This window comes from Silicimonas lutimaris (assembly GCF_047314965.1).
Classification (GTDB): Bacteria; Pseudomonadota; Alphaproteobacteria; order Rhodobacterales; family Rhodobacteraceae; genus JAVJUV01.
On record NZ_JBLBVK010000050.1, the window covers coordinates 1 to 18,868 of the forward strand.

At 61.1% G+C, this 18,868-nt stretch carries 16 protein-coding genes; 2 read left to right on the top strand and 14 right to left on the bottom strand.

Going from position 1 to position 18,868, the window contains the following annotated elements:
* Positions 1–304 precede the first annotated feature (304 nt).
* Together ACKLNI_RS11640 and ACKLNI_RS11645 are read left to right on the top strand one after the other, a co-directional pair.
* On the top strand, positions 305–2,119 hold the full coding sequence (locus ACKLNI_RS11640) for a creatininase family protein (RefSeq protein ID WP_413719239.1): 1,815 nt from the start codon (positions 305–307) through the stop codon (positions 2,117–2,119).
* 413 nt (positions 2,120–2,532) lie between these two features.
* On the top strand, positions 2,533–3,954 hold the full coding sequence (locus ACKLNI_RS11645; protein ID WP_413719240.1) for a DEAD/DEAH box helicase: 1,422 nt from the start codon (positions 2,533–2,535) through the stop codon (positions 3,952–3,954).
* Here the strand turns inward: ACKLNI_RS11645 and ACKLNI_RS11650 are convergent.
* From ACKLNI_RS11650 to nuoG, 14 genes are all read right to left on the bottom strand, one after another.
* Positions 3,951–4,601 carry an HAD-IA family hydrolase gene (locus ACKLNI_RS11650; protein WP_413719241.1) on the bottom strand — a complete coding sequence of 217 codons (651 nt, stop codon included), beginning with the start codon at positions 4,599–4,601 and terminating at the stop codon, positions 3,951–3,953. The genes ACKLNI_RS11645 and ACKLNI_RS11650 overlap by 4 nt on opposite strands.
* A complete protein-coding gene (locus ACKLNI_RS11655) occupies positions 4,598–6,262 on the bottom strand; it encodes a ribonuclease J (RefSeq protein WP_413719242.1) in 1,665 nt (554 codons plus the stop codon). Before ACKLNI_RS11655 ends, ACKLNI_RS11650 begins: the two co-directional genes overlap by 4 nt.
* On the bottom strand, positions 6,259–7,032 hold the full coding sequence (locus ACKLNI_RS11660; protein ID WP_413719243.1) for a type III pantothenate kinase: 774 nt from the start codon (positions 7,030–7,032) through the stop codon (positions 6,259–6,261). The genes ACKLNI_RS11655 and ACKLNI_RS11660 overlap by 4 nt, the downstream gene beginning before the upstream one ends.
* A gap of 10 nt (positions 7,033–7,042) precedes the next feature.
* Positions 7,043–7,795, bottom strand: a complete 753-nt coding sequence (locus tag ACKLNI_RS11665) for a biotin--[acetyl-CoA-carboxylase] ligase (protein ID WP_413719244.1) — start codon at positions 7,793–7,795, stop codon at positions 7,043–7,045.
* Positions 7,796–7,890: 95 nt separating this feature from the next.
* Positions 7,891–9,327, bottom strand: coding sequence for an NADH-quinone oxidoreductase subunit NuoN (nuoN, locus tag ACKLNI_RS11670; RefSeq protein WP_413719245.1), 1,437 nt, complete (start codon positions 9,325–9,327; stop codon positions 7,891–7,893).
* On the bottom strand, positions 9,327–10,895 hold the full coding sequence (locus ACKLNI_RS11675) for an NADH-quinone oxidoreductase subunit M (protein WP_413719246.1): 1,569 nt from the start codon (positions 10,893–10,895) through the stop codon (positions 9,327–9,329). Before ACKLNI_RS11675 ends, nuoN begins: the two co-directional genes overlap by 1 nt.
* Before the next feature lie 4 nt (positions 10,896–10,899).
* On the bottom strand, positions 10,900–13,029 hold the full coding sequence (gene nuoL / locus ACKLNI_RS11680) for an NADH-quinone oxidoreductase subunit L (RefSeq protein WP_413719247.1): 2,130 nt from the start codon (positions 13,027–13,029) through the stop codon (positions 10,900–10,902).
* A 7-nt stretch (positions 13,030–13,036) separates the two neighbouring features.
* The gene (gene nuoK, locus ACKLNI_RS11685) at positions 13,037–13,342 is read right to left on the bottom strand and encodes an NADH-quinone oxidoreductase subunit NuoK (RefSeq protein ID WP_413719248.1); all 306 of its coding nucleotides are present in this window, start codon (positions 13,340–13,342) and stop codon (positions 13,037–13,039) included.
* Positions 13,343–13,355: 13 nt separating this feature from the next.
* Positions 13,356–14,210 carry a hypothetical protein gene (locus tag ACKLNI_RS11690; RefSeq protein WP_413719249.1) on the bottom strand — a complete coding sequence of 285 codons (855 nt, stop codon included), beginning with the start codon at positions 14,208–14,210 and terminating at the stop codon, positions 13,356–13,358.
* A gap of 3 nt (positions 14,211–14,213) precedes the next feature.
* Entirely contained in the window at positions 14,214–14,828 is a 615-nt protein-coding gene (locus ACKLNI_RS11695; RefSeq protein WP_413719250.1) for an NADH-quinone oxidoreductase subunit J, read from the bottom strand.
* On the bottom strand, positions 14,825–15,232 hold the full coding sequence (locus ACKLNI_RS11700; RefSeq protein ID WP_413719251.1) for a carboxymuconolactone decarboxylase family protein: 408 nt from the start codon (positions 15,230–15,232) through the stop codon (positions 14,825–14,827). The genes ACKLNI_RS11695 and ACKLNI_RS11700 overlap by 4 nt, the downstream gene beginning before the upstream one ends.
* Positions 15,229–15,723 (bottom strand): NADH-quinone oxidoreductase subunit NuoI, encoded by a 495-nt coding sequence (gene nuoI, locus ACKLNI_RS11705; RefSeq protein WP_413719252.1) that lies wholly within the window; start codon positions 15,721–15,723, stop codon positions 15,229–15,231. The genes ACKLNI_RS11700 and nuoI overlap by 4 nt, the downstream gene beginning before the upstream one ends.
* A gap of 3 nt (positions 15,724–15,726) precedes the next feature.
* Positions 15,727–16,764, bottom strand: a complete 1,038-nt coding sequence (gene nuoH / locus ACKLNI_RS11710) for an NADH-quinone oxidoreductase subunit NuoH (protein ID WP_413719253.1) — start codon at positions 16,762–16,764, stop codon at positions 15,727–15,729.
* An 88-nt stretch (positions 16,765–16,852) separates the two neighbouring features.
* Complete coding sequence (gene nuoG, locus ACKLNI_RS11715) at positions 16,853–18,856, bottom strand: NADH-quinone oxidoreductase subunit NuoG (RefSeq protein ID WP_413719254.1); 2,004 nt, start codon at positions 18,854–18,856, stop codon at positions 16,853–16,855.
* Positions 18,857–18,868 lie beyond the last annotated feature (12 nt).

Consider the following 18,868-nt stretch of genomic DNA (forward strand, 5'->3'; position numbering starts at 1 on the left):
TCCGGAGCTCCCCCACAGCACCGTCCCCTGTGTTGACGAAGCACCCGTCCCGCAAGCACCGAACCCGGCTGCCATACACTTTGCCGACGCTTTGCATACGCTTTTCCGACAGAACGCTTCTCCCATAAACACAGCCTGTTAACCCCCGAAAATCATGTTGCGAAAAATCGAAAAGGCGGGTTTCGCGCCCGCTCTGGCAATCCTCCGTTAACCCCGCCCAAATACCGCCACATTGCCCTGATCTAACGGAGCCCAACGATGGGGGCACACCATCGCTGCCGCTCTTCTGGCAACGAGGCACGACATGTTTGTAGATACCGCATTGGGAAGCACGCTGGCGGCATGGATGGCCCCGCTTCTGCCGTCGCAGAAAGCCTTCTACCTCTACCTCCTCTGCGCCCTCGTCATCGCCGGCGGCTCCTGGCTCTACTTCTCCCACCGCGAGGAAAGCGCGCGCCCCGACGGTGTTGAAAAGGGCTTTCTGGCCTGGGTCTTCGACCCAAAGATCTGGTTCCACCGCTCGGCGAAGCAGGACTACATGTATTTCGTCCTGAATGCGCTGATCTACTACGGGATCATCGCGCAACTCCTTGTTTCAGGACATGTTTTCTTCAACGCTTTCGGTGGATTTCTGGAAACCCTCTTCGGCGCGCGCGACAGCGCGATCTTCGCACCATCTCCCCTCACCGCTGCCGCCTACACGCTTGTGGTCGTGCTTGCGATCGATCTCGCGGTCTGGACCACGCACTACCTCCAGCACAAGGTCGTCGTGCTCTGGCAGTTCCACCAGGTTCATCACTCGGCAGAAGTTTTGACACCCGCAACCGTCTACAGGATGCACCCGGTCGACCTGTTCTTCACCGGCATCGTCACCGCCGCGCTCGTTGGCCTCGCCTTCGCCGGCTTCACCTATCTCACACTGACCGAGCCGACCGAGATCTCGGTGATGAACGTTAACGTGCTGATCTTTGCCTTCTACCTCGTCGGCTACAACCTGCGCCATTCGCACATCTGGCTGGGCTATCCCCGGTGGCTCTCCCACATCCTGATCAGCCCGGCGATGCACCAGGTCCACCACTCCATCGACCGCAAGCACTGGGACAGGAACATGGGCCTGATCTTCGCGGTCTGGGACTGGGCCTTCGGTACGCTCTACGTGCCCAAGGGCTATGAGAAACTGGAATTCGGCATCAGCCGCGAGGAGCCGAACCCCTTCGGTTCGGTGATCGAGATCTATCTGAAACCCTTCCGGATGGCCTGGGTCGAGGCGACAAAGGGCAAACCCGGCCTCGCGAAACGTCTCGGCATCGTCGCGCTGATCGGCGCCATAACCTTTGGCGCGGTCACGCTCCGCAACAGCGGCGATGTTGCCGCGTCCAGCCGATCCCTCCCGTCCCTTCACCTGCAAGACCTGACCTGGACCGAGGTCGACCGCGCCCTGCAAGACGGGTTCGATACCGTGATCGTCCCGACGGGTGGAACCGAACAGAACGGGCCGCACGTCATCCTCGGCAAACACAACTACATCGTGAAGGCCACGGCCGAGCGCATCGCCGGCCGCCTCGGCAAGACTCTGGTCGCGCCCGTGATCGCCCATGTCCCCGAGGGTCGGACGGGTGACGATCCCACGGGCCACATGCAATGGGCCGGCACCATCAGCCTGCCGGAAGAGGTCTTCGCCAGCCTGCTAGAACACACCGCGCGCAGCCTCGAGACGCATGGCTTCAGGCGGATCATCTTCATCGGCGATAGCGGCGGCAACCAGGCCGCCCAGGAACAGGTCGCCGCTGCGCTCTCGCGCGAGTGGTCCGGCCGCGGCGTTAACGTTCTCCAGATTGGCGCCTACTATTCTTCGAATCGTCAGCGGGCCGCGCTCGAAGCAGACGGCTTCAATTTCGACCAGATCGGTGAACATGCCGGCATACGCGACACCTCCGAATTGATGGCCGTTCATCCGGAAGGCGTGCGCGACCATCCGGTTGATACCAGACCCGGGTTTGATCCCGGCTACAACGGCGCACCTGCCGAAGCTTCGGCGCGGATCGGGGAACGCATGATCGAATTGAAAGTTGCGGCGGCTTTGGCCGAGATTTCGCGCCTCTCAGATGCCGGAAGTTGACAACAGGTCGTCAGCCCCCTGTGGATAAGTCTGTTGAGGTATTTTCCCGCATTGTCAGTGGTATCCGTGGCGTTCTTTGTGGAAAACACCGCGTGGTATCCGGTGTTCGACGTCATGGTCAGATCAGGCAAGTCATCGCGTGATGTACGACGCCATTTCTCTTGTGCATCACTTGCCCGCGAATAGCTGAAGAAAAGGCAAGATTCACATCTCGCTCAAAATTAAAGCAATAATGGAAACAATCGACCCTCAGAAGGCCTATTGATCACCTTTCGTCGCAGGTCATTGACGCCCAGAGGCCCATACACTACGTGTCTCTCCAGTTGTGGCAGCTTGTGGATAAGCTCGAGGTCATCCGGACCGATGCCGCGTAATCCGACGGGCCCAAGATTGGTCCGTAACTATGGACCAACATGACGAAATTTTCCGATCTGGCGCTTTCGCCCAAGATTCTCAAGGCCGTTGAGGCGGCCGGCTACGAAACACCCACCCCCATCCAGGAAGGCGCGATTCCCCATGCGCTCGCAGGCCGCGACGTCCTCGGCATCGCGCAAACGGGCACGGGCAAGACCGCAAGTTTTACCCTACCGATGATCCACATGCTGGCCCGGGGCCGCGCACGTGCGCGCATGCCCCGGTCTCTGGTTCTCTGCCCGACACGGGAACTGGCCGCGCAGGTGGCCGAGAATTTCGACACCTACGCCCAGAACGTGAAACTCACCAAGGCGCTGCTGATTGGTGGCGTGTCCTTCAAGGAACAGGATCAGTTGATCGACCGCGGCGTCGACGTGCTCATCGCAACGCCCGGCCGCCTCCTCGACCATTTCGAGCGTGGCAAGCTTCTGCTGACCGGCATCGAGATCATGGTTGTGGACGAGGCTGACCGGATGCTCGACATGGGCTTCATTCCGGACATCGAACGCATCTTCAACCTGACGCCGTTCACCCGCCAGACGCTGTTCTTCTCGGCCACCATGGCCCCCGAGATCGAACGGATCACAAATACATTCCTGTCAAATCCTGCCCGGATCGAGGTGGCCCGCCAGGCCACCGCGTCCGAAACGATCGATCAGGAAGTTGTAAGGATCAAACCGTCACGGCGTGACCGCACCGCCAAGGAGAAGCGCGATCTTCTGCGCTCGCTGATCCTCCGCGAAGGCGACAAATGCACCAACGCCATCGTCTTCTGCAACCGCAAGACGGATGTGGACATCGTGGCGAAATCCCTGAAGAAGCACGGATTTGACGCGGCCCCAATTCACGGCGACCTCGATCAGTCACAGCGCACCAGGACACTCGACTCGTTCCGAGAAGGCAAACTGCGGTTCCTCGTCGCTTCGGATGTCGCCGCGCGCGGCCTGGACGTTCCGTCGGTCAGTCACGTGTTCAACTACGACGTGCCCAGCCACTCCGAAGACTACGTCCATCGCATCGGACGAACCGGCCGGGCGGGACGCGACGGTAAGGCGATCATGATCTGCGCACCAGCCGACGAGAAGCTGCTCGATGCGATCGAAAAACTGATCGACAAGAAAATTCCGTCTCTGGAAATGCCGGTGGCGGAAGAATCGGAGCCCCGCGCCGAACGCCCGAAGCGCGAACGCCGCCGCAAGACGGAGAAACCCGCTGAAGCGGCGCCGGAAACGCCGGTGGAAGAAGCCCCGGTCGTCGCCAGCGAAGAGATTTCCGAATCCGCAGCCGAACCCGTAGAAAGCCGTGACCGGTCTCGCGATCGCCGCGATCGTGGGCGTGGCAAGGAGAACAAGGTGATGGGTATGGGCGATCACATGCCCAGCTTCATCGCGATGAGCTTCGAGGAGCGGAAGGCCAGTTAACCTTCCGTTAACTTCCGCACGATCCCCGGAAGCATCCCGAAATCGTTGAACGCCACGCTGTGCGGAATTTCTTCCATCGGCGTGGTGCGAATGCCTTCTGTATATAAAACAAACACTTGCCCAGCCCGCTTCGCGGTTTCGGCATCCACGTCGCTATCGCCCACATAGATGCAGCTCTCCGCCCCAAGAACCCGCATCGCGTGAAACAACGGCTCGGGATCGGGCTTGCGCCGCTCGAGATCGTCACCAGCAAGGATCACGTCGAAAAAAGGCGTCAGCGCTACCGTTTCAAGCGTCGGTATCAATGGAGCCCGAGGCTTGTTCGTGACCACCCCCAACGGAACGCCCTCCGCTCGGAGCGAGGTCAGCGCCTCCACAACGCCGGGCATCAAGATGGTCTCAAGCGCCGCCGTCTTGTAGATCGGCATGTACTCTGCCAGCAACTCTTCGAAGTCTTCCGGCCGAAGAGCGGTCGCCGCGATCATTCGCTCCACGAAAACCCGTTCGCCGCGCCCGACAAAGCCCTCAACGGTCTTGATGTCCAGCGCCGGCAATCCCCTTCGGTCAAGAAGCTCATTCGCCGCCTTCGTCAGCGACGGAAGACTGTCGATCAGGGTACCATCAAGGTCGAAGATTACCGGTGTCATGACAACCTGCTGATGACAATGGTTACTTCCGGCTTCTTGCCGATTTCGTTCGATGCCGTCTGCCGGACGATGCGTTTCAGTTCTTTCTCAAGATCGTCGTCGTCGGCCAACGTCCTTCGGCCCGCACGTCCAACGAACTGGCTCAGGTCTTCCTCGATCACCTCGCTGAGAGGCGCGTTGGATTGTCCGGTTTCCGGCAATCCCACCAGATCGACCCAGGGGTCCCCCACGGGTTCGTCATCCTCAAGTATCAGGCTCACGATCGCGTGCCCGTTCAGCGCCATCCGGATCCGGTTCCGCACAACCCCGTCAAGCGCACCGATCTGAACGGACCCGTCAAGATAGGTCCTTCCCGTCTCGACGTATTCCACCACCTCCGGCGTATCCCCGGTCAGGTCCACCATCGTCCCGTTCGGCGCCAATACACCCTTTCGCCCATGCTCGTCGGCCAACTTCGCATGTTCCCGCAAATGCCGATGCTCGCCATGCATCGGCACCACGATCCGCGGGTTTACCAACCGATGCATCTCGATCAGGTCCGGCCGGTTCGCGTGCCCGGAGACGTGGTACGCGGAAGAACTGTCATCGACCACGTCCACCCCAAGCTCGGAGAACGCGTTCACGATCTGCAGCACGCCCCGCTCGTTCCCCGGAATGGTCTTCGACGAGAAGAGAAACGTATCGCCTTCAGCCAGAGTCAGGCCGAGGTACTTGCCTCGGCTCAAGGCCGCCGACGCCGCCCTCCGCTCGCCCTGGCTCCCGGTCACGATCAGCATCAGGTTCGAACGCGGAATGTCGACCGCGTCCTCCGGAGCAATGGTTTTTGGAAAATCGGTCAGAACCCCGGTTTCGACCGCAGCCTCGATCATCCGGCGCATCGCGCGCCCCATGAGACAAACCGAGCGCCCTGCGGCCTGCCCGGCCTCGGCCAGAGTCTTCACCCGGGCCACGTTCGACGCGAAGGTCGTCGCAACGAACATGCCTCCGGCGTTCTGTACCAGTTTGGTGATTGGATCGCGCAGCGACGCTTCCGAGCGGCCGGGATGAGGCGCGAAAACATTTGTTGAGTCGCAGACCAAAACCTTGACCCCGGTCTCCCCGATCGACGCCCATAGCTCAGGATCGAATGGCTCCCCCACCAAGGGCGTAGCGTCCAGCTTGAAATCGGCCGAATGCACCAGGCGTCCCGCGGGGGTATCGATGATCAAGGCAGCGGACTCGGGGATCGAATGGCTGATCGGCGCGAACCCGACTGTGAACGGTCCCGCCGTCACCGTCGCCGGCCAGGGTTCGGCGATCGTAACCGCTTCCGGGTCCTGACCCTGCTCCTCCAGCTTCCTCTGGGCATGGTAGGCGGTGAACTTCCGGGCATGAACCGGCGCCCGAAGGCGTGACCAGAGATGCCCGACCGCGCCCACATGGTCTTCATGGGCATGGGTGATGAAGATCGCATCGATCCGGTCTCGGCGTTCCTCAAGCCAGGAGATATCGGGGAAGATCAGGTCGACGCCGGGCGAGCCGTCCATGTCCGGAAAGGTGACGCCCAGATCGACGACGATCAGTCGTTCCTCTCCCGGTTTTCCCCACCCATAGACATAGGCGTTCATGCCAATTTCCCCGGCCCCGCCAAGGGGCAGGTAGATCAATCTCTCACGACTCATGCGTTTTCCTTGTTGAACCGATGGATCACGGTCAGACCGTGAATCGTCAGGTCATCTTCAATTGTATCAAATAGGACATCGCCCTGGCTGAACAACGGGGCCAACCCACCGGTTCCGATAACTTTCATCGGCTTGCCATATTCGGCCTTGATACGTCCGGTGATCTCTCTCACCAGCCCGATATAGCCCCAGAACACACCCGCCTGGATACATTCCACCGTGTTGGTCCCGATGATCTTGGCCGGCTGGCTGATATCCACATGCGGTAGCGCTGCGGCACCCGCGTGCAGCGCCTCGAGCGACAGGTTCACCCCCGGCGAGATCACTCCGCCCACATAGGCGCCATCCTCGGCCACAACGTCGAAATTCGTCGCCGTCCCGAAATCTACGACGATCACATTCCCTCCGTGCCGGTCGAACGCACCGGCGGCATTGGCCAACCGGTCAGGCCCCGGCTTCACGCCTTCATCGACCCTGGGCGGCACCGGCAAAAGACAATCCGGCTTGCCCACGACGATCGGACGCGTCTTGAAGTACCGATCGGCAAGGACGCGGAGATTGAACACGACACGCGGAACCGTCGAGGAAATGATCACCTCGTCGATCGACATGTCGAAGCCCTTGTGCGCCATTAGCGTCGACAGCCAGACGTAATACTGATCTGCCGTCCGCTGGTGCTCGGTCGAGGCCCGGAAGGTGGCAATGAAGCGCTTCCCGTCCCAGACAGAAAAGACCGTGTTGGTGTTTCCGGTATCGATGCAGAGAAGCACGTCAGCCTCCTCAGAAATAGACGTCTGCCGCAGGTATGGTCACCCTACCCTTCGGCGTCTCAAGCACAAGCTGTCCGGCCTCGTCGACCGTCTCGAACCTGCCGGTGATCTCATCCCGCGCCGTGCGCGCCGTAATGACTTCCCCCAGTCGCGCGGCCTTTTTCAGCCAGTTCTCGCGAATGGGACCAAATCCAAGTTCGGTGAAAATCCGCTCCTCGGTAGCCATGTTCGACGCAAGCATCGACAGCAACTCATGTGGATCGCAGGGCTGCCCGCCCTCCTGTTCCAGACTGACTGGCGGAAAGCTCGCCCCTTCCACGCCGGTGGGAGCAGTAACGAGGTTCACGCCGATCCCGATCGACAGCCAGTCCACCTGCCCGGCGCTGCCCGTCGATTCCAGCAGGATACCCGCCACCTTCCCGCCGTTCAGAAGGACGTCGTTGGGCCATTTCAATGCCAAACGGTCCCGGTCGATCTTCATGGCCAAAGCCTCGAACAAGGCGTTCGAGGCCATGAACGAGCGCAGCGCCGCACTCGCCGGAGTGCCGCCAGGCCGGTATACGAAGGTCGCGGAAAAATTTCCCGGCGGGTTTTCCCACTCTCGCCCCCGCCGGCCTCTCGCCGCGGTCTGTCGGTAGGCCATGATCCAGGTCGGACGATCCAGAGCCGGCGCGCGTCGCGCCGCCTCTGCCATGGTGCTGTCAACCTCGTCCAGGATGACACGACCGACACCCTCCGGCCAGGGAAGCGGCTCAAGCCCCATGGTGGCCCCTCCCATCTTCCTGGTTCAAATACGGCGGGGCGTCCGGGGGGCAGAGCCCCCCGGCGGGTCGCGCCTCAGGCGCGAAACCTTCGGTCTCAGTTGACAAGCGTCGCCGCGGCAGCCTCGGCCACCCCTTCGATTCCGAAGAGGTTCACGACACCCAGCACCATGATCAAGGCACTGGCGACGAGAAAACCGGACAGGACCGGAGAGCCGCCCGCCTCCAATTCGCTCTCATCCGCCCCGAAATACATCAGGTAGACGATGCGCAGATAGTAGAACGCGCCGATCACGCTGGCGATCACACCAGCGACTGCCAGCCAGGCAAGCCCAGCATCGACCGCCGCCAGAAGAACCGAGTACTTCGCGAAGAACCCGACCAGAGGCGGAACGCCCGCAAGGCTGAAGAGCAGAACCAGCATCGCCAACGCCTTCAGAGGATCACGGCGCGAGTACTGGCTCAGCGCCGCGATCTCGACCACGGGCTGGCCATCCTTTTCCATCGAAAGGATGAAGGCGAATGTTCCGATGTTCATCGTCACGTAGATCGCCATGTAGACCAGCATCGCTTCGACGCCTGCCGCGGTACCAGAAGCCAGGCCCATCAGCGCATAGCCCATGTGCGCGATTGACGAATAGGCCATCAGGCGCTTGATGTTTGTCTGTCCGATCGCGGCGACAGCGCCAAGGAACATCGACACAACCGACAGGAAGGCAAGGATCTGCTGCCAGTCGCCGACGACGCCGCCGAAGGCGTCGTGAACGACCCGGGCGAACAATCCCATTGCCGCCATCTTGGGCGCGGTCGCGAAAAACGCCGTGACCGGCGTGGGCGAGCCCTCGTAGACATCCGGCGTCCACATGTGGAACGGCGCCGCCGAAACCTTGAACGCAAGCCCCGCGGCGATGAAAGACAACCCGAAGAGCAGACCCAGGGGCGTTTCTCCCTGAGCCGCAGCGATGATCCCCGAGAATTCGGTCGTACCAGCGAAGCCGTAAACCAGCGACGCGCCGTACAGAAGCAGGCCCGAGGAAAGAGCGCCCAGCACGAAGTATTTCAGACCGGCCTCGGTCGACTTCACGCTGTCACGGCGTAGCGACGCCACGACATAAAGCGCAAGCGACTGCAGCTCCAGCCCCATGTAAAGCGCGATCAGGTCTCCTGCCGAGACCATCATCATCATGCCGACCGCGGCCAGCGCGATCAGAAGCGGGTACTCGAAGCGCAGAAGGTTGCGCCGAGCCATGTAGCCTTCGCTCATCACCAGAACGGCGGCAGCCGAAAGCAGGATCGTCACCTTCGCGAACCGCGCGAAGGCATCGTCCACGAACATGCCGCCAAAGGCAGAAGTCGTGCCCGTTCCCTGCAGCCCGATCCAGGCGCCAACGACAACGAACAGCGCGGAGGTCCCCCAGACAAGGGCCGGGGCCAGCTTGTCCTTGCCGCCATAAACGCCGATCAGAAGGGCGCCCATCGCATAGATCGAGAGAATGATCTCCGGAAGGATGATCGAAAGATCGCCGGGTTGCATCAGTGGCTTCCTCCGTTCGACGCGACCATCGATGTGGCGGCGTGCTCGGCTACCGCCGTGTCATAGCTGCCCAGAAGGGCCTCGACGGAGGGGCCGATGATATCGGTGACAAGGCTGGGATAGACACCCAGCAGGATGGTCATGACGATGAGCGGTGCAAAGATGGCCCGCTCTCGCGTCGTCATGTCGGTAATGGATTTCAGGCTTTCCTTGATCAGGTCGCCCATGACGACCCGGCGGTACAGCCAGAGCGCATAGGCCGCCGACAGGATCACGCCCGTCGCCGCGACGGCTGCAACCCAGGTGTTTGCCTGGAACATGCCCATGAGTGTCAGGAATTCGCCGACGAAACCGGATGTGCCCGGAAGCCCGACGTTTGCCATCGTGAACAACATGAACACCGCCGCATATGCGGGCATCCGGTTCACAAGTCCGCCATAAGCGTCGATCTCGCGGGTATGCATCCGGTCATAAATGACACCCACACAGAGGAAGAGCGCGCCCGAGATGAAGCCGTGCGACAACATCTGGAAGATCGCGCCATCAACGCCCTGCTGGTTCGCCGCGAAGATGCCCGCCGTGACATAGCCCATGTGAGCGACGGAAGAATACGCGATCAGCTTTTTCATGTCCTCCTGCATCAGCGCCACCAGCGAGGTGTAGACGATCGCGATGGCCGAGAGCCACAGCACAAAATCGGCCAGGAGGTCCGACGCTACCGGGAACATGGGCAGGCTGAACCGCAGGAAACCGTAACCGCCCATCTTCAGAAGGATCGCCGCCAGCACGACAGACCCAGCCGTCGGGGCCTGAACGTGCGCGTCAGGCAACCAGGTGTGCACCGGCCACATCGGCATCTTCACCGCGAATGAGGCGAAGAAGGCCAGCCACAGGAGCGTCTGAAGCCCGCCGATCACCTGCACGCCCGCAATGTCCAGGGTGCCCGAGGCGAAGGTGTGGGTCAGAAGCGACGTGCCTTCACAGCCACCGATGCAGGTGGTGCCGGCATCGACATACATCGCGATCATCGCCACCAGCATCAGCACTGAGCCAAAGAAGGTGTAGAGGAAGAACTTGAAGGAAGCGTAGATCCGCTCCTTTCCGCCCCAGATCCCGATGATCAGGAACATCGGGATCAGCCCCCCCTCGAAGAACAGGTAGAACAGGACCAGGTCCAGCGCCGTGAAGACGCCCAGCATCAGGGTCTCGAGAACCAGGAAGGCGATCATGTATTCCTTGACCCGGTGGGTCACATCCCAGCAGGCCAGGATCGTGATCGGCATCAGGAAGGTGGTCAGCATGACGAACAGGATCGAGATGCCATCCACACCCATCCGATAGGTCAGACCCATGATCCATTCGCCCTCTTCGACGAACTGGAAACCGGTGTCTTGAGGATCGAAGCCGGCCAGAAGGAACAGCGAGGCCAGAAGCGATGCGCTTGTGGCGGCAAGTGCCAGCCACTTGGCGTTCCGCTGAGCGGCCTCGTCATCGCCACGCAGGAACAGCGCCATGATCGCGGCACCGATGGCGGGGATGAAAGTGACGATGGAGATCAGGTTATCCATGGTCTCAGTTGCCCCCCGAAAGCGTCATCCAGGTGACCAGGACAAGAATGCCCAGCACCATGGCAAATGCGTAAGTGAAGATGTAACCCGACTGCGCACGGCCCGCGAGCCGAGTGAAAAACGGTATTACGCCCATGGCCAGCCCGTTCAGGAAGCCGTCGATGGTCGCTCCGTCGCCCTTCTTCCAGAGGAAATGGCCGATGGCCTTGGCAGGGCGGACAAACACGAAATCGTAGATTTCGTCGAAATACCACTTGTTCAGCAGGAAGTTGTACAGAGGCGCTTGGTTCGCGGCCAGTTTGCCTGGCAGGTCCGGGCGCCGGATATAGAACTGGAACGCCGTCAGGAACCCGACGAGCATCGCAAGGAACGGCATCAGCTTGACCCAGACCGGCACATGATGCGCGTCGTCCAGCACATGGTTGTCGGCGGCCATGAAGATCGCTCCCTGGCCAGGGGTCGGACCCTCGCCGTGATCGGCCTTCTCGTCTCCGTGCCCTTCATCCTTGGCCGCTTCGGTTGCGGCAAACGCGGCACCCGGCAGAACAAGAACCGCTTCCTTTTCGTGCTTTGCGATCCCGAACCAGTTCTCGACGGCATGGTGATCACCGAAGAACGGCTTGTACCAGACCATACCGGCAAGGATCGCACCCACTGCAAGAACGCCAAGCGGGACCAGCATCACCGTCGGGCTTTCATGCGCATGCTCATGCGTATGCTTGTCGCCACGAGGCTCGCCATAGAAGGTCAGGAACATCAGCCGCCACGAATAGAAGCTGGTAAACAGCGCCGCGATGACCAGCGCCCAGAACGCAAAGAGCGACGCTCCGGTTCCGCCCGCGAAGGCGCTCTCGATGATGGCGTCCTTCGACACGAAACCGGCAAAACCGACAGGGAACCCTATATAGAGAAGCGGAATACCGACGCCGGTAATGGCCAGCGTGCCGATCATCATCGCCCAGAAGGTCTTGGGCAGCTTGTGACGAAGACCGCCATAGTTCCGCATGTCCTGCTCGTGGTGCATCCCGTGGATGACCGAGCCAGCGCCGAGGAACAGCATGGCCTTGAAGAAGGCGTGCGTGAAAAGGTGGAACATGGCGACCGAATAGACGCCGACACCGGCAGCCACGAACATGTAGCCCAGCTGCGAGCAGGTCGAGTAGGCGATCACACGCTTGATGTCGTTCTGCACCAGGCCCACGGTCGCGGCGAAGAACGCCGTGCAGGCCCCGATGACGACGATGAAAGTCGTTGTGCCGGGCGCGAATTCCATCAGCGGCGACATTCGGCACACCAGGAACACGCCGGCCGTGACCATCGTGGCAGCATGGATCAGCGCAGACACGGGTGTCGGGCCTTCCATCGCGTCCGGCAGCCATGTGTGCAGGAACAATTGCGCCGACTTGCCCATCGCCCCGATGAACAGGAGGAAGGCGATCAGTTCCGCCGCGTTCCATGTCGTCCAGAGGAAGTGCAGTTCCGTCTCGGCCAATTTGGGCGCGGCCGCGAAGATGTCCGAGAAATTGATCGAGTCGACCAGGAAGAAGATCGCGAAGATGCCAAGCGCAAAGCCGAAGTCACCCACACGGTTGACCACGAAAGCCTTGATTGCGGCGGCATTCGCCGATGGCTTCCGGAAATAGAACCCAATCAGCAGGTACGACGCCAGGCCCACGCCCTCCCAGCCGAAGAACATCTGGACCAGATTGTCCGCCGTCACCAGCATCAGCATCGCGAAGGTGAAGAACGACAGATAGGCGAAGAAGCGCGGGCGATAGCTTTCCTTCTCGTCGTCAAAATTGTCGTCATGCGCCATATAACCGAACGAATACAGGTGGACGAGCGCCGAGACCGAGGTGATCACCACAAGCATGATCGCCGTCAGCCGGTCCATGCGGATCGCCCAGTCGGTCGCAAGACTGCCTGACTCGATCCAGCGCAGAACCTGAACCGTGTAATGCCCGCCCTCGTGCGCGAAGGGATCGAAGGTCAGGAAGATGATCCAGCTCAGCAGGCAGACCAGGAACAAGAAGCCAGTCGCCACCCATTGCGCGGCTTTCTCGCCGATGATCCGCCAGCCGAACCCGCAGATCAGCGCGCCGACGAGCGGGGCGAAGAGGATGATGGTTTCCATGTCTCTCTCAGCCTTTCATCACGTTGACGTCTTCGACATCGATGGTGCCGCGGTTCCGGAAGAAGCAGACCAGGATTGCAAGACCGATGGCAGCCTCGGCGGCGGCCACGGTCAAAACGAACAAGGTAAAGACCTGTCCGGTGAGGTCCTGCAAATAGGCCGAAAAGGCGACCAGGTTGATGTTCACCGCCAGAAGCATCAATTCGATCGACATCAAAAGGATGATGACGTTCTTCCTGTTCAGGAAGATCCCGAAAATGCCGATGACGAACAGCGTCGCCGCGACGGTGAGGTAGTGTTCAAGTCCGATCATGCCAATCGTCCGTTCAGTTCATTGCTCCGCAGGCAAGCCCCGCGATAGTCGCGGCGGCGCTGCCCAACGGTATTCTTTCGAGTTCCGGCGCGTCGTTCCGGGGGCTTCCACCCTCGGAAATCACGCCCACGGCCAGTGGCGCGCAGGTCACCAGCCGGATGGTTTGTGTCGTCTCTCCGTTCTCCGTCCGGTCCGAGACGACTTCGATCATGCCGTCATCACGCTGGAAAATACTGACCAGCGCATAGGTCGCCGTATCGCCGGGAACAGTGATATTGCCCATTTCCGGTGAAAGGATGTTCAGATTCGCCTGCTCCTCGGCGATCGCCCCTCCAGGAACCGAAGCTTCCTCGAGTTCTGTCGCGGGAACCATGTCCGGATCGGCGCCCTCCAGCGCTCCTTCGACCTGTTCAACCGCCGCTTCCGCTTTCTCGACGATGGATGCCAGTCCGCTCTCGGCTTTTTCTGCAGCCTCGCCCGCGGCCCCCAAAGCGCCTTCGATTGCCGACTGAACTTCATTTACCGTGCTCTCAACCGCTTCGGACGCGGCCTCTTCCATTTTCCCTGCCGCCGTTTCGACGGCGGCAGCCACCTCGCCGGCGGCGTCCTGAGCCTCTTCTGTTACGGCTTCGAGCGCGGTTTCCGGCGCAGCCCCGGCCGCATCTTCCGACGCCGCTTCAGCACTCTCATCGATGCTCACTGGCAGTTCGGCGACCTCCTGCTCCGCAGGCGCTTCGGATTCGGCAACGACTTCCGCATCCCGGTTCGACCAGCCGAGCCAAAGAGCGACAACCAGAATCGCCGCCAGACCCCAGATGGTCCAGCGCCAGAGGTTGCCCAAGGCCTGAAATACGCCGCCTTTCGCCATGGCTTACAGCCCCTGCCCCGATTTTACGTCCTTCATGACAAGCGCCTTGCCCGGATCGCGATACATCTGCTGCAGGATGTCCTGCCGCTTGATGTCCTGGCGGTGGCGCAGCGTCAGAACGATCGCGCCGATCATGGCAACCAGCAGGATCAGTCCCGCCAGTTGGAACAGAAGGAAGTACTTGTCGTAGAGGATCAGGCCCAAAGCCTCGGTGTTGTGCGAACCGCCTCCGGCAATCGCGTCAGGCCGGTCGGCCATCACCACGCCCTCGGCGGTCGTCCAGACACCGAAGGCCAGCGCGAGCTGCATCAGGATCACCACGCCGATCAGCAAGGCCAGAGGCATGTACTTGGCCATCTCGGCTTTCAGCTCGGCGAAATCCACATCCAGCATCATCACGACGAACAGGAACAGCACGGCCACGGCGCCGACGTAGACGATGACCAGCAGCATCGCCACGAACTCCGCACCCAAAAGAACGAACAGCCCGGCCGCTGACAGGAACGTCAGGATCAGCCACAGGACCGAATGCACCGGGTTACGGGCGATCACGGTGAACAGCCCGCCCGCGATACAGGTGATGGCGAAAAGGTAGAAAGCGAAAACCTGTGCCGTCATGCGTCATCCTCCGACCCGGCGTCCATCACCGAGCTTGCCAGTTCCATCGCCTTGGTCATCGCGGGGATGCCCCCGAAAACGCCGACAAGCGCGATGGTCTCGGCGATTTCCTGTTTCGTCGCACCAGCCTCGAGAGCATGGCGCACCGTCATCCTGATCTGTGCCTCCGCCTGCGCGCCCAGAATGGTCAACCCGCCCAGCGTCAGAAGCAGCTTCGTCTTCGCGTCCAGACCCTCTGGATTGAACGTCTTGCCCATCATGGTTTCCATCATGTCCTTGGGCATCGTCGGGATCAGCGCCTCGAACCCTTTCGGCGTGAACGACTCAAGCGCCGGATTGAGCGCTTTCGCCCACTCCTGGCCCAAGGCCATCATCGCCGCAAAAGGGTTGTTCTGGTCCGTCATCTGTACGGCGCATCCATTTCCAGGTTCCGGGCGATCTCGGCTTCCCAGCGCTCGCCGTTCTCCAGAAGCTTTTCCTTCGTGTAGTACAGCTCTTCCCGCGTCTCAGTCGAAAACTCGAAATTCGGTCCCTCGACGATGGCGTCCACCGGACAGGCTTCTTGGCAGAAGCCGCAATAAATGCACTTCGTCATGTCGATGTCGTACCGCGTCGTTCGGCGCGACCCGTCCTCGCGGGGTTCCGCGTCGATGGTGATCGCCTGCGCCGGGCAGATTGCCTCGCACAGCTTGCATGCGATGCACCGCTCCTCGCCGTTCGGATAACGGCGCAGCGCATGCTCGCCCCGGAAGCGCGGAGAAAGCGGCCCCTTCTCGTGCGGGTAGTTCACGGTGGCCTTGGGGCCGAAGAAGTACTTCAGACCCAGCTTGAAGCCGCCCAGCATGTCAAACAGCAGGAAATAACGGCCCGCGCGGTTCCAGTCTATGGATGCCATATCTCAGCCTCCCACGGCCCAGCGGGCATAAGCGCCGCCGAACATCTCGAATTTCGCGAAAAACGCCACCAGAACGACCCAGATCAGGCTGAACGGAAGGAACCATTTCCAGCCCAGACGCATCAGCTGGTCATAGCGGTAGCGGGGTACGATGGCCTTCACCATCGCGAACAGGAAGAAGAAGAACGCCATCTTCGCGACCATCCAGAGCGGCCCGTCCGGCAGGAACGGCACCGGCGACAGCCAGCCGCCGAAGAACAGCAGCGTTGTCAGCGCGCACATCAGGAAGATCGCAATGTATTCGCCCGCCATGAACAGCAGGAACGGCGTCGAGGAGTATTCCACCTGGTAGCCCGCGACGAGTTCAGACTCCGCCTCCGGCAGATCGAATGGCGGACGGTTGGTCTCGGCCAGCGCGCTGATGAAGAACAGGAACACCATCGGGAAATGGGGCAGCCAGTACCAGCTGAAAAAGCCCCAGTCACCATCCTGGGCGCGCACGATGTCACCGAAGTTCATCGACCCGGTCGAAAGGATCACCCCGATAATGATCAGACCGATCGAGACCTCGTAGGAAATCATCTGCGCCGCGGAACGAAGCGAACCCAGGAACGGATACTTCGAGTTCGACGCCCAGCCTCCCATGATCACGCCGTAGACCTCCAGCGAGGACACAGCGAACACATAAAGGATGGCCACGTTGATATCGGCCAGTACCCAGGTGTCGTTGAACGGGATGACCGCCCAGGCGATCATGGCAAGCACGAACGAAATCAGCGGTGCAAGCATGAAGACAGTGCGATCGGCGCCCGCCGGGATCACGACTTCCTTCACCACGTATTTCAGAGCGTCGGCGACGGTTTGCAGCAGGCCCCAGGGACCGACCACGTTCGGTCCGCGCCGAAGCTGGACTGCAGCCCAGATTTTCCGGTCGCCGTAGACCAGGAACAACAGGCTGACCATCACGAAACCGATGACCAGAAGTGTCTGGGCCGCAACGGTCACCAGAATGCCGAGGGGTGTCGTCAGAAACTCAGCCATGTGTCCCCACGTTTTTTCGTTCCCTTGGGGCGATTTTCGCCGCCCCTTCTAAACCTTATCTTGGCCTGACAATCCAGACCTGAATGGCCTATTGCGCTGCCAGTTTTCCGGCTTTTCGCTCTCTGGCCGCACTCTGCAATTCCGCCATCAGCGGGGCTGCCCGCAAAACGGGGTTCGTCAGGTAATGATCCCTGACCGCCAATCCGAATTCCCCGGCATCTCCACTCGCCTCGACCGGCTGCCATTCATTCGCCGGCACCTCGTCGATTGCCTTCAGATGCGGCACTTCGGCGACCAGCTTCGCACGCAACTGCGCAAGGCTGTCATAAGACAGGGTCGCCCCCATTTCCGCGGAAAGCGCCCTCAGGATCGCCCAGTTTTCCTTGGCGTCTCCCGGCGGGAAGCTTGCGCGCATCGCCAGTTGCGGACGGCCCTCGGTGTTGACGAACAACCCGTTCTCTTCGGTCCATGCCGCGGCTGGCAGGATGATGTCCGCCCGATGCGCGCCCCGATCGCCGTGGCTGCCCTGGTAGATCACCGTCGGGCCAGCGGGAATCTCAACCTCGTCGGCGCCAAGGTTGAAGATGACGTCCGCATCCTCCACCCCGCCGTCGGATACAGCGCCCACGTCCATAGCGCCCACGCGACTGGCAGCCGTATGCAGAACCATGAACTTCGACTGCGTGGCCTCAGCATAGCGCATGGCATCGGCAAGAACCGCCGCGCCATTCTCGCCCGTCAACACGCCCTGGCCGACAATGACCAGTGTGTCCTTGCCATGGGCGTTTTCAGGGTTCATCCCGAACAGCCCCTTCAGGGCATCATGGCTGGTGCCTAGATGGGCATAATCATAAGTCAGGTCGACCGGTTGCCCGACCAGCCCGATCGTCGCGCCCTTCAGCCAAGCTTTGCGAATACGCGCGTTCAGGACCGGCGCTTCGGCCCGGGGGTTCGTACCGATCAGCATGATCGCCTTCGCCGCGTCGATGTCTTCAACCGAAGCCGTTCCGACATAGGCCGACCGGTTCCCGACCGGCAACTTCACACCATCCGTGCGGCATTCGACCGAACCGCCCAGGCCTTCGACCAGCTCCTTCAGGGCAAAAACCGCTTCAACAGGAGCAAGGTCTCCGATGATCCCGGCCACCCTTCCGCCTTTCATCGCACCGGCCGCAGCAGCCAAAGCCTCGGGCCAGCTTGCGGCACGCAGCTTTCCGTTCTCACGGATATACGGCTTGTCCAGACGCTGGCGACGCAGTCCGTCCCACGCGAAACGCGACTTGTCCGACAGCCACTCCTCGTTCACACCGTCATGGTTCCGCGGCATGATCCGCATCACTTCGCGTCCCTTGGTATCCACGCGAATGCTGGAGCCAAGCGCGTCCATCACATCGATCGACTCGGTCTTGGTCAGTTCCCACGGGCGCGCGGTGAACGCATAGGGCTTGCTGGTCAAAGCACCGACCGGGCAAAGATCGACGATATTGCCCTGCATCTCACTGTCCAGCGTCTGTCCCAGATAGGACGTGATCTCGGCATCCTCACCGCGACCGGTTTGCCCAAGCTCGGGCATGCCGGCCACCTCGGTGATGAACCGCACGCATCGGGTGCAGGAAATGCAGCGCGTCATCTCGGTCTTGACCAGCGGGCCAAGCTCGAGGTTGTCTACCGCGCGCTTCGGTTCGCGGAAACGGCTGAAGTCCACGCCATATGCCATGGCCTGGTCCTGCAGGTCGCACTCGCCGCCCTGGTCGCAGATCGGACAATCCAGCGGATGGTTAATCAGCAGGAATTCCATGACGCCCTCGCGGGCCTTTTTCACCATGGGAGAATTCGTCTTCACCACAGGAGGCTGGCCCTCGGGACCCGGTCTCAGGTCGCGCACCTGCATCGCACAACTGGCTGCAGGTTTCGGCGGGCCGCCAACCACTTCGACAAGGCACATCCGGCAGTTCCCGGCGATCGACAGCCGTTCGTGATAGCAGAAACGCGGAATTTCTATTCCGGCCACTTCGCACGCCTGAATAAGCGTAAGGGCCGGATCGACCTCGATCTCGATGTCGTCGATAATCAGCTTCCGAAGGTCGGACATAAGGCTTTGGTC

Excerpts from the sequence above, each read along its gene's own strand:
- ACKLNI_RS11690 (WP_413719249.1), bottom strand. The coding sequence starts at position 14,210 with ATGGCGAAAGGCGGCGTATTTCAGGCCTTGGGCAACCTCTGGCGCTGG.
- nuoI (WP_413719252.1), bottom strand. The coding sequence starts at position 15,723 with ATGGCATCCATAGACTGGAACCGCGCGGGCCGTTATTTCCTGCTGTTT.
- nuoH (WP_413719253.1), bottom strand. The coding sequence starts at position 16,764 with ATGGCTGAGTTTCTGACGACACCCCTCGGCATTCTGGTGACCGTTGCG.
- ACKLNI_RS11645 (WP_413719240.1), top strand. The coding sequence starts at position 2,533 with ATGACGAAATTTTCCGATCTGGCGCTTTCGCCCAAGATTCTCAAGGCC.
- nuoL (WP_413719247.1), bottom strand. The coding sequence starts at position 13,029 with ATGGAAACCATCATCCTCTTCGCCCCGCTCGTCGGCGCGCTGATCTGC.
- ACKLNI_RS11640 (WP_413719239.1), top strand. The coding sequence starts at position 305 with ATGTTTGTAGATACCGCATTGGGAAGCACGCTGGCGGCATGGATGGCC.
- ACKLNI_RS11665 (WP_413719244.1), bottom strand. The coding sequence starts at position 7,795 with ATGGGGCTTGAGCCGCTTCCCTGGCCGGAGGGTGTCGGTCGTGTCATC.
- ACKLNI_RS11695 (WP_413719250.1), bottom strand. The coding sequence starts at position 14,828 with ATGACGGCACAGGTTTTCGCTTTCTACCTTTTCGCCATCACCTGTATC.
- nuoG (WP_413719254.1), bottom strand. The coding sequence starts at position 18,856 with ATGTCCGACCTTCGGAAGCTGATTATCGACGACATCGAGATCGAGGTC.
- nuoN (WP_413719245.1), bottom strand. The coding sequence starts at position 9,327 with ATGCAACCCGGCGATCTTTCGATCATCCTTCCGGAGATCATTCTCTCG.
- ACKLNI_RS11655 (WP_413719242.1), bottom strand. The coding sequence starts at position 6,262 with ATGAGTCGTGAGAGATTGATCTACCTGCCCCTTGGCGGGGCCGGGGAA.
- nuoK (WP_413719248.1), bottom strand. The coding sequence starts at position 13,342 with ATGATCGGACTTGAACACTACCTCACCGTCGCGGCGACGCTGTTCGTC.
- ACKLNI_RS11650 (WP_413719241.1), bottom strand. The coding sequence starts at position 4,601 with ATGACACCGGTAATCTTCGACCTTGATGGTACCCTGATCGACAGTCTT.
- ACKLNI_RS11675 (WP_413719246.1), bottom strand. The coding sequence starts at position 10,895 with ATGGATAACCTGATCTCCATCGTCACTTTCATCCCCGCCATCGGTGCC.
- ACKLNI_RS11700 (WP_413719251.1), bottom strand. The coding sequence starts at position 15,232 with ATGACGGACCAGAACAACCCTTTTGCGGCGATGATGGCCTTGGGCCAG.